The sequence below is a fragment of the uncultured Microbacterium sp. genome (genome assembly GCF_963521695.1).
Classification (GTDB): Bacteria; Actinomycetota; Actinomycetes; order Actinomycetales; family Microbacteriaceae; genus Microbacterium.
This window is the reverse complement of record NZ_CAUQWC010000128.1, coordinates 1-9,624: the sequence shown is the minus strand read 5'-3', so window position 1 is coordinate 9,624 and position 9,624 is coordinate 1. Positions and strand designations below refer to the sequence as shown.

Sequence of the window (9,624 nt, the reverse complement as noted above, 5' to 3'; positions counted from 1 at the left end):
GCGCCCAGCCAGCGCACCCGACTGACCCCCGCGGCGCGGACCGGTTCGGCCAGGCCCGCCGCCTCGTCCTGGCGCAGGCGCACGACGGCCTGAACGCCGGCGCACGCGGCGAGGATCCCGGCGAGGGTGAAGAACACCTCGACCGCCCCCTGGGCGAGCGAACCCTGCGCGGCGAGACTCTGCAGCAGGGCCTGCACGGAGGGGATCGAGTCGCCGATCTGCGAGATCACCGCCGACAGTCGCGTCGACAGCAACCCGACGAGCAGGCCCGCCACGATCCATCCGGTGACGGCGCCTCGGCTCTCGCGCCACGCCAGGCCGACCGGCCCCGAGAGCAGCCGTCCGGCCGTCGCCGGGCCCCGCGGGGCGGGAAGAAGCGAGGCGCCGAGGTCGCGCGAACGATGCAGCACCGCCGCGATGCCGGCGGAGGCGACCGCGAGGGCACCCGACAGCAGCAGGGGTCGCGGGTCGTCGGCGTCGAACGCGCGCACGTTCTCGGCCCACCCGAAGGGCGACGCCCACGCCAGCGGCGCGCTCTGCATGCGCTGCAGGTCGTCGCTCGGCGTGCCGAGGGCGTTTCCCGCGCCGCAGGCGAGGTAGCTCAGCAGCACGGTCCAGACCCCGATGCCGTTCGCCGCGCGCGCGGTGCGCGCGATCTCGGCCGCCACGAGGGCCACGCAGAGGAATGCGACACCCGTCAGCCCCGCCGACGCGCCGAGCAGCGCACTCCCCGCCGGCGCGAAGCCGAGGCCGACGAAGGTCAGCGCCACGAGAGCGGCGAGCACGATGTTCGCCAGGATGCCGTGCGCGATCGTCGCGGTGAGGGCGGCGGAGCGCCCGGCGGGAGTGGCGGCGACGAGTTCGGCGCGGCCCGCCTCTTCGTCGCCGCGGGTGTGACGCACGGCGAGAAAGGTGCTCATGAGGGCGGCGAGCAGGGCGAGGAACGGCGCGATGAGGAACGAGGCGAATGCCCCCTCGTCGCTGCCCGACGGCAGGCCGCGGAACAGCAGGATGACGGGATTGGCGATGGCGGTCGCCAGCAGCGCCTCCCGATCCGTCGCCGCGGCGAACTGGCCGCGCACGCCCGCGACGGTGGCAGCGCCGAGGGCGACGGTGCCGAGGATCCAGATGGTCAGCTGTACGGCGTCCCGCCGCAGGCGCACTCGCAGGAGCGGACCGAGGCCGTTCATCGCCGCTCGTCCTCGACGCGCTCGCCATAGTGGCGGAGGAACAGTTCCTCGAGCGACGCCGGCTCGATGCGCAGGCCCGTGACGTGGGCGGCTCCGAGATCGGGGAGGACGGATGCCACCTCCGCGGTGTCGACGGTGAACCGTACGCGTCCGTCGCGCCGCTCGATGTCGTACCTGGATGGGAGGGAGAGCTCGGCGCCGGGGTCGGCGAAGGAGATCTGCGTGCGGGTGAGGTGGCGGAGATCGTCGAGGGTGCCGGTCTCCACGACCTTTCCGGCGCGGATGATGCTGACCCGGTCGCACACCTGCTCGACCTCGGAGAGGATGTGGCTCGACAGCAGCACGGTGGTGCCGTGCTCGCGTACGCGGTGCAGTTCGCGCTGGAACACGACCTCCATGAGCGGGTCGAGACCGCTGGTGGGCTCATCGAGCACGAGGAGGGCGGCGGGACACGCGAATGCCGCGACCAGCGCGACCTTCTGCCGGTTGCCCTTGGAGTAGGAGCGGCCCTTCTTGCGCGGGTCGAGCTCGAACACGTCGAGCAGGCGCGCGCGTTCGCGCTGGAACGCCGTCGTCCCGCCGTGCCCGCGCAGGCGGGCGAGCAGGTCGATCGCCTCACCGCCGGAGAGGTTCGGCCACAGATTCACATCACCCGGTACGTACGCGAGGCGGCGGGGCAGGCGCGGCCCGTCGCGCCAGGGGTCGGCGCCGAGCACCTCCACGGTGCCCGCGTCTGCCCGCGCAAGACCGAGCAGAATGCGCAGGGTCGTGGACTTGCCCGCGCCGTTCGGTCCGAGGAAGCCGTGGACCTCTCCGACGCCGACCTCGAGGTCGAGGTCGTCCAATGCCACTGTGCGGCCGTAGGTCTTCCGCAGGCCCGCGGTGCGGATCGCCCCACTCATGTCGCGGACATTACGCCGCCCGCGCGGCCCCTTCAAGGGGGAGCAATGTATACGGAGAGCGGATGGCTCCCGATTCCCCTGTCGCTGAGCAGGCGTAATGTATACACGACGAGGAGGTGCGGGGTGCGAGCAGGAGAACGTGCGTACGCGACCCTCCTCGACGAGATCCAGACGGGCGCCCTGGCACCCGGGACCGTCCTCGGCGAGGTCGAGCAGGCGACGCGCCTCGGCGTCAGCCGCACACCGCTGCGCGAGGCCCTGCGCCGCTTGGCATCCGATGGCCTCGTCGCCCAGGCCTCGGCGCGGGTGACGGTCGTCGCCGGGATCGACGCCGACGACATCCGCGCGTTGTTCGAGCTGCGCCGGGCTCTCGAGAGCGAAGCGGCGCGATCGGCTGCCCGCCGCGGCGATCGGCGGGTCTTCGTCGACCTCGCCCGCGAGTTCGCCGCCGTCGACCTCGCGGATGCCGACGCCTACTACGCCCTCATCGCCCGCTTCGACGCCGCGATCGACGCCGCGGTCGAGAACCCCTACCTCTTCTCGGCGCTCCGCGGCGTCCGCACCCACCTCGTGCGGGTGCGGCGCATGGCCCGCTTCAACCCCCTTCGCCTCTCGGCATCCGCCGGGGAGCATGAACTGATCGCGCGAGCGATCGGCGCCGGCGACCCCGAACTCGCCGTCCACGCCACCCATGTGCATCTGCACAACGCCCTCACCACCATCCTCGAAGCCCTCACGGAGGACCCCTCATGACGATCACCCACCACGTGCGCGTGCACCGCAGCGACGAGAACCTCGCCCGCGAGGGCCAGCTCGCCTGGGCCCTCGCCCGGGTCGCGGTCGACCCGGTGAGCGTCGACGACGACGTGGTCGACATGATCGTCAACCGCCTCATCGACAACGCCGCCGTCGCCGCGGCGTCGATCTCGCGCCCGCCGGTCAGCGCGGCGCGCCAGCAGGCCCTCGACCACGCCGTGTCGATCGGCGGGCCCGGCGCCACGGTCTTCGGCTGCCTGCTCGAGCGGCGCACGAGCCCCGAGTGGGCGGCATGGGCCAACGGCGTCGCCGTGCGCGAGCTCGATTACCACGACACGTTCCTCGCGGCCGACTACTCGCACCCGGGCGACAACATCCCGCCCGTGCTCGCGGTCGCCCAGCACACGGGTCGCGACGGCGCCGCGCTCGTGCGGGCACTGGCCACGGCGTACGAGATCCAGATCGACCTCGTGCGAGCGATCTCGCTGCACACGCACAAGATCGACCACGTCGCCCACCTGGGACCCGCAGCGGCCGCGGGCATCGGCACCCTTCTCGACCTCGACCAGGAGACCATCTACCAGGCCATCGGTCAGGCCCTGCATACGACCACGGCCACGCGGCAGTCGCGCAAGGGCGAGATCTCGACCTGGAAGGCGCACGCCCCCGCCTTCGCCGGCAAGATGGCGATCGAGGCCGTCGACCGTGCGATGCGCGGAGAGACCAGCCCGTCGCCGATCTACGAGGGCGAAGACGGCGTCATCGCGTGGATGCTCGACGGCCCCGATGCGTCGTACGACGTGCCGCTTCCCGCCGAGGGCGAGAGCAAGCGCGGCATCCTCGACTCGTACACGAAGGAGCACTCGGCCGAGTACCAGGCGCAGGCCTGGATCGACCTCGCCCGCCGCCTCGGCACGGAGCGCCCGGACCTGCGCGACCCCGCGAACGTGGCATCCATCGTCCTTCACACCAGCCACCACACGCACTACGTGATCGGCTCGGGGGCGAACGACCCGCAGAAGTACGACCCCACGGCCTCGCGAGAGACGCTCGACCACTCGATCCCGTACATCTTCGCGGTCGCCCTGCAAGACGGCGCGTGGCACCACGTCGACTCGTACGCGCCCGAGCGCGCGGGCCGCTCCGACACGGTGACCCTGTGGCACAAGATCACGACGGCGGAGGATGCCGAGTGGACGCGCCGCTACCACTCGGAGGACCCGAACGAGAAGGCGTTCGGCGGCCGCGTGGTCATCACGCTGACCGACGGCACGACGGTCGAGGACGAGATCGCCGTCGCCGACGCCCACCCGCTCGGCGCCCGCCCGTTCGCCCGTGAGGACTACGTGCGCAAGTTCCGCATCCTCGCCGAGCCCGTGCTGCAGCCCGAGGAGATCGAGCGCTTCCTCGAGCTCGTGCAGCGCCTGCCCGAGCTGACCGCCGCCGAGGTGATGCAGCTCTCGATCGTGGCCAAGCCCGGCGTGCTGGCCTTGGCTCCCGCGCCGAAGGGGCTGTTCTGATGCGTGGGGGCGGGTGCGCTCCCGAGAAGCCGGAGCCGCCGGTGCGCGAGCTGTCGCCGGCGAACACAACGCAGGAGATCCGAGCGGCTGACGCCGGAATGTTCCGCATCGCCCCGGCCCCCTCCGTCTTCTTCCTGCGTTCTGCCCCGCAGGGAGTGTGGGCCTGATGGTGCCGCCTCGGATGCGCCTGGCGCCCTGTGACAGTCGTGACGGGAGCACAACGCAGGAGGTTTCGACAGCCCGAGGCTCGACCCTCACAGAATTTCGGCTCCCCGCGGCGGCCGTGACCGGAAAACTCCTGCGTTATGTCGCGGCACGGCGAGACGTGGCCACGGCGGAGAGAAGAGTGAACTGATGCTGTACGCCCAGAACACCCCGCAGCAGAAGCGCCGCGCGCTGCGCGAGAAACTGGCATCCGGAGAACTCGTGCGGATGCCGGGAGCCTTCAACCCGCTGTCGGCCCGGCTCATCGAACGCAAGGGCTTCGACGGCGTCTACATCTCGGGCGCCGTCATCTCGGCCGACCTCGGCCTGCCCGACATCGGCCTCACGACCCTCACCGAGGTCGCCGGCCGCGGCCAGCAGATCGCGCGCATGACGGAACTGCCGGCGATCATCGACGCCGACACCGGGTTCGGTGAGCCGATGAACGTCGCCCGCACGATCCAGACGCTCGAGGACGCGGGGCTTGCCGGCACCCACATCGAGGACCAGGTGAACCCGAAGCGCTGCGGTCACCTCGACGGCAAGAGCGTGGTGGATGCCGACACCGCGATCAAGCGCATCCGCGCCGCCGTCGATGCCCGGCGGGATCCGGACTTCCTCATCATGGCGCGCACCGACGTGCGTGCCGTCGAGGGATTGGATGCCGCGATCGACCGCGCGAAGGCCCTGGTCGACGCCGGCGCCGACGCGATCTTCCCCGAGGCGATGCGCGACCTGGGCGAGTTCGAGGCGATGCGCACCGCGCTGGACGTGCCGATCCTGGCGAACATGACCGAGTTCGGCAAGAGCGAGCTGTTCTCCACCGCCCAGCTGCAGGACGCCGGAGTCAACCTCGTCATCTGGCCGGTGTCGCTGCTGCGGCTCACGATGGGCGCGGCCGGCCGGGGCCTCGACGCCCTGGCATCCGAGGGTCACCTGCGCGACCAGCTCGGCGAGATGCAGCACCGCGCCGACCTGTACGACCTCATCGACTACGAGGGCTACACGCGCTTCGACGCCGACGTGTTCGACTTCACCGTCGAGCGCTGAGGCCCCGCCGGCGCGTGCGTGACGAACCATGTCCCACTTATCGCGGTCCTTGTCCCACTTCTTGCCGGTTGGAGGGCCGCTGACCCGCAATAAGTGGGACAAGCTCGACGTCAACGCCGCCAGATCACCATCGAACGACTCAAGGGAGAGACGATGACCGACATCAAGAAGGGCCTCGCCGGCGTCACGGTCGACGAGACCGCCGTCAGCAAGGTGAACCCCGAGACCAACAGCCTGCTGTACCGCGGGTACCCCGTGCAGGAGCTCGCCGCCACCCAGCCCTTCGAGGCGGTGGCGTACCTGTTGTGGAACGGAGAGCTTCCGGATGCCGCACAGCTCGCCGCCCTGCGCCAGGTCGAGCGTCAGCGCCGGGCGTTGACCGACGACGTCCGCGCCGCGATCGATCTGCTGCCGACGGCGGCCCACCCGATGGACGAGGTGCGTACCGCCGTGAGCGTGATCGGCGCGCGCGAGACGGCGGGTATCGCGAACGTCATGGATGCCGTGGGCACCCCCGAGGAGAACCTGGAGCGCAGCATCCGCCTGTGGGCGGAGCTCCCCGCCGTCGTCGCCTACGGGCAGCGGCGCCGCCGCGGCGAGGAGCTCATCGAGCCCCGCGACGACCTCGACTACGCGGCGAACTTCCTGTGGATGACGTTCGGAGAGGGGATCTGCACGAGCGCGGAGGTGGTTGAGCCTGTCGAAGCCACCGGTGCCGTGGCGGGTCCGGACCCTTCGACCAGCTCAGGGTCCTCGGCTGCGGGCACAGGGGCCTCGGCGTCCGGCGGCACCCCCGACCCCGTCGTCGTCGACGCGTTCAACCGCTCGATGACCCTCTACGCCGAGCACTCCTTCAACGCCTCGACCTTCACCGCCCGCGTCATCGCCTCGACGCTCAGCGACCTGTACTCGGCGGTGGTCGGTGCGATCGGGGCGCTGAAGGGCCCCCTGCACGGCGGGGCCAACGAGGCCGTGCTGCACGTGTTCACCGAGATCGGCTCGGCCGAGAACGTCGGCCCCTGGCTCGACCGAGCGCTCGCCGAGAAGCGCAAGATCATGGGCTTCGGCCACCGCGTGTACAAGCGCGGCGACTCGCGCGTACCGACGATGAAGGCCGCGCTCGACACCCTCGTCGCGCACTACGACCGCCCCGACGTCGCCGCGCTCTACGACGAGCTCGAATCGCAGTTCGTCGGGCGCAAGGGCATCTACCCGAACCTCGACTACCCCTCGGGCCCGGCGTACGACCTGATGGGCTTCGACACCCTCACCTTCACGCCGCTCTTCGTCGCGGCGCGGGTGACCGGCTGGACGGCTCACATCAGGGAGCAGCAGGCGTCGAACGCCCTCATCCGTCCGCTGTCGGAATACGTCGGACCCGACGAGCGGCACGTCGAGGGATACGTCCCGGATGCCGCTGACGTCGAGGCGCAGCAGCGAGCCGAAGAGGCGGCGGGCTGATGTCCGAGCCGCGGATCGTCATCGTCGCGGGCGCCCGCACGCCGATCGGGTCGTTCGGGGGCTCGCTGTCGGGCGTCGACGCGTTCGAACTCGGGGCGGTCGCCGTGACCGAGGCGTTGCGCCGCGCGGGTGTCGCGAAGGACGACGTCGACGAGGTCGTCATGGGCTGCATCGCCCAGAACGGCCCCGACGCCTACAACGCCCGGCGCGTCGCGCTCGCCGCGGGACTGCCGACGCGTGTTCCCGCCTTCACCGTCAACCGGCTCTGCGGCTCCGGTCTGCAGGCGATCTGGTCGGCCGCGCAAGAGCTGCGCTGGGGAGGCATCGACGTCGCGGTCGCCGGCGGCGACGAGAGCATGTCGCGCACGCCCTTCCTCGATTACGGCGCCCGCGGCAACAGTCGACTCGGCGACCGCACGCTGCTCGACGGCACGCTCGCGATCCTCACCGACCCGTTCAGTGGCCGGCACATGGGCACGACGGCCGAGGTCGTGGCATCCCGGTACTCCGTCTCGCGCGCGGAGCAGGACGCCTTCGCCGTCGAGAGCCAGCGGAGGGCGGCGACGGATGCCGCCCGCGCGGCCTTCGCGGAAGAGATCGTGCCCGTGACCACAGGCGGTAAGCGGCCGGTCGAGGTCGCGGTCGACGAGCATCCGCGACCCGGCACGACTCTCGACGCGCTGGCGGGGCTGCGACCGGCGTTCGAGAAGGACGGGTCGGTCACCGCCGGCAACTCGTCGGGGATCAACGACGGCGCGGCCGCGACCGTGCTGATGCGCGAAGACGACGTGCGCGAGCGCGGGCTGACCGGGCTCGCGACCCTCGAGGCCGTGACCACCGCGGGCGTCGACCCCGAGATCATGGGGTACGCCCCCGTCCTCGCGCTGCAGCGGCTGTGGGAGCAGACGGGACTCACCCCGGCCGATGTCGACGTGATCGAGCTGAACGAGGCGTTCGCCGCTCAAGCGGTCGCCGTGATCCGCGACGGCGGACTCGACCCCGAGAAGGTCAACCCGTACGGCGGAGCGATCGCGTTGGGCCACCCGGTCGGTGCGACGGGCGCGATCCTGACCGTGCGCGCCGCGCTCGACCTGCACCGCCGCGACCTCGAATACGCGGTCGTGACGATGTGCATCGGTGGGGGACAGGCGCTGGCGGCGCTGCTGCGGCGGTTCTGAGCCCCCGCTGTGCACAACGGCGGGGGCCGTCGACGGCGCGTCGCTCCCCGTCCCACGGCGTCGGCGTGTCGCGCACTGCGCCCGCCGTTGTGCGCGTGTGATCGCCGCCGGACGCCGGCAGGGTCAGGGCACGAAGGTCGACTGGCCGTCGGCGCCCATCAGGAACAGTCGTCCGGCGTAGAGCCACTGAGCCACGAGCAGGCCGATGATCGACGCGACCGTGACGCTCGCCACCGCCCAGATCCAGACGCGGCCGGTGCGGCGCCGCCCGGGGAACGCCGTGAACCCGAGCAGGCCCAGCCCGATCACGTGGGCGAGAACGAGGGGCGGAATGCCGAGGCTGGCGCCGAGACCGGCCATCGTCGTCCCCGCCGAGACGGCCTTGGGCTGCTCGCTCATCTCTTCTTCGAACGCCATCCCGAACCACACCCATGCGGCGATCATGGCGACGACGCCGGTGACGCTGAAGAGCCAGAACGTCGGGCCCGGTGAGCCGCTCGTGGCCGACGCGGATCGTCCGGCGCTGCGCGGCGAGGTCATGCCGCCCAGGCTATCCACCGCGTCGGTGATACTGAGCCGATGAGCGTGCATCTTCTCGGCGGCGGGCGCGACATCGCGCGATGTGGCGACCTGTTGCGGTCCTTCGTGGGCGAAGCGCGGGCGGCGGCGGGTGAACGTGCCCCGACGATCGCGGTGCTGCTCGTGCTCGAGGCTGACGACGACGCGTCGGCCGCGCGATTCCGCGGCGTCGTGGAGGCCGCGGGCGCGGCGCCCGAGGAGGTCCGCATCGAGGCGATCGTCGAGGGGGAGACGTTCGCCTCGCCCGTGATCGACGCCGACGCCGTTTTCGTGGGCGGCGGGCTGACCCCGGCCTACCTCGAGTCGTTCTCCGGGATACGGGATGCCGTTCGCACGCGCGTGACGCGGGGGATGCCCTACGCCGGCTTCTCCGCCGGCTCGGCGATCGCCGCAGAACGAGCCGTGGTCGGTGGCTACCGCATCGGCGGTGTCGACGTGGTGTCGGAGGACGCGGCGGAGGAACTCGACGAGGTGGAGGTGCGCGACGGCCTCGGGCTCGTGCCCTTCGCCGTCGACGTGCACGCGGCGCAGTGGGGGACGCTGTCGCGCCTCGTCGCCGCTGTCGACGCGGGGCTCGTGGGCGAGGGCGTCGCGATCGACGAGCACACCGCGCTGATCGTGGATGCCGAGGGCGCGGTGACCGTGCGCGGCGCGGGTCAGGTGTGGAGGGTCGAGGCCGCGGCATCCGGGGTCGGCGTCACCGTACGGCGGTCCTGACCCAGGCGGCGGCCCGGCGGAACGGGAACGGCCCCCACCCGCGAGGGTGAGGGCCGGTCCACGTGCC

9 protein-coding genes are annotated in these 9,624 nt (G+C 71.7%); 6 read left to right on the top strand and 3 right to left on the bottom strand.

The features are described from left to right. The coding region (locus tag RWP81_RS10485; RefSeq protein ID WP_314455857.1) for a polyketide antibiotic transporter at positions 1 to 1,190 on the bottom strand (1,190 nt) is incomplete at its 3' end. Next, positions 1,187 to 2,092: an ABC transporter ATP-binding protein gene (locus RWP81_RS10480; RefSeq protein ID WP_314455855.1), complete on the bottom strand. Its 906-nt coding sequence runs from the start codon at positions 2,090 to 2,092 to the stop codon at positions 1,187 to 1,189. The genes RWP81_RS10480 and RWP81_RS10485, both read right to left, overlap by 4 nt. A gap of 123 nt (positions 2,093 to 2,215) precedes the next feature. On the opposite strand from RWP81_RS10480, the gene RWP81_RS10475 reads away from it, so the two are divergent. The 5 genes from RWP81_RS10475 to RWP81_RS10455 all read left to right on the top strand — a co-directional run bounded on the left by RWP81_RS10475 (position 2,216) and on the right by RWP81_RS10455 (position 8,261). After that, positions 2,216 to 2,845, top strand: coding sequence for a GntR family transcriptional regulator (locus tag RWP81_RS10475; RefSeq protein ID WP_314455853.1), 630 nt, complete (start codon positions 2,216 to 2,218; stop codon positions 2,843 to 2,845). Continuing rightward, on the top strand, positions 2,842 to 4,368 hold the full coding sequence (locus RWP81_RS10470; RefSeq protein ID WP_314455851.1) for an MmgE/PrpD family protein: 1,527 nt from the start codon (positions 2,842 to 2,844) through the stop codon (positions 4,366 to 4,368). The genes RWP81_RS10475 and RWP81_RS10470 overlap by 4 nt, the downstream gene beginning before the upstream one ends. A 354-nt stretch (positions 4,369 to 4,722) precedes the next feature. Further along, positions 4,723 to 5,622, top strand: a complete 900-nt coding sequence (gene prpB, locus RWP81_RS10465; protein WP_314455850.1) for a methylisocitrate lyase — start codon at positions 4,723 to 4,725, stop codon at positions 5,620 to 5,622. Positions 5,623 to 5,775: 153 nt separating this feature from the next. Further along, positions 5,776 to 7,083 carry a citrate/2-methylcitrate synthase gene (locus RWP81_RS10460; protein ID WP_314455848.1) on the top strand — a complete coding sequence of 436 codons (1,308 nt, stop codon included), beginning with the start codon at positions 5,776 to 5,778 and terminating at the stop codon, positions 7,081 to 7,083. Further along, positions 7,083 to 8,261, top strand: a complete 1,179-nt coding sequence (locus RWP81_RS10455) for a thiolase family protein (protein ID WP_314455846.1) — start codon at positions 7,083 to 7,085, stop codon at positions 8,259 to 8,261. Before RWP81_RS10460 ends, RWP81_RS10455 begins: the two co-directional genes overlap by 1 nt. A gap of 123 nt (positions 8,262 to 8,384) precedes the next feature. On the opposite strand, the gene RWP81_RS10450 is transcribed toward RWP81_RS10455, so the two are convergent. Continuing rightward, on the bottom strand, positions 8,385 to 8,801 hold the full coding sequence (locus tag RWP81_RS10450; RefSeq protein WP_314455844.1) for a hypothetical protein: 417 nt from the start codon (positions 8,799 to 8,801) through the stop codon (positions 8,385 to 8,387). A gap of 39 nt (positions 8,802 to 8,840) precedes the next feature. Between RWP81_RS10450 and RWP81_RS10445 the strand changes: the two genes are divergently transcribed. Then, positions 8,841 to 9,557, top strand: a complete 717-nt coding sequence (locus RWP81_RS10445) for a Type 1 glutamine amidotransferase-like domain-containing protein (protein WP_314455843.1) — start codon at positions 8,841 to 8,843, stop codon at positions 9,555 to 9,557. The last annotated feature ends 67 nt before the right edge of the window (positions 9,558 to 9,624 follow it).

What these genes read in the sequence shown, in the direction of transcription:
- RWP81_RS10480 (WP_314455855.1), bottom strand. Translation starts at nt 2,092, where the DNA reads ATGAGTGGGGCGATCCGCACCGCGGGCCTGCGGAAGACCTACGGCCGC.
- RWP81_RS10470 (WP_314455851.1), top strand. Translation starts at nt 2,842, where the DNA reads ATGACGATCACCCACCACGTGCGCGTGCACCGCAGCGACGAGAACCTC.
- RWP81_RS10455 (WP_314455846.1), top strand. Translation starts at nt 7,083, where the DNA reads ATGTCCGAGCCGCGGATCGTCATCGTCGCGGGCGCCCGCACGCCGATC.
- RWP81_RS10450 (WP_314455844.1), bottom strand. Translation starts at nt 8,801, where the DNA reads ATGACCTCGCCGCGCAGCGCCGGACGATCCGCGTCGGCCACGAGCGGC.
- RWP81_RS10460 (WP_314455848.1), top strand. Translation starts at nt 5,776, where the DNA reads ATGACCGACATCAAGAAGGGCCTCGCCGGCGTCACGGTCGACGAGACC.
- prpB (WP_314455850.1), top strand. Translation starts at nt 4,723, where the DNA reads ATGCTGTACGCCCAGAACACCCCGCAGCAGAAGCGCCGCGCGCTGCGC.
- RWP81_RS10445 (WP_314455843.1), top strand. Translation starts at nt 8,841, where the DNA reads ATGAGCGTGCATCTTCTCGGCGGCGGGCGCGACATCGCGCGATGTGGC.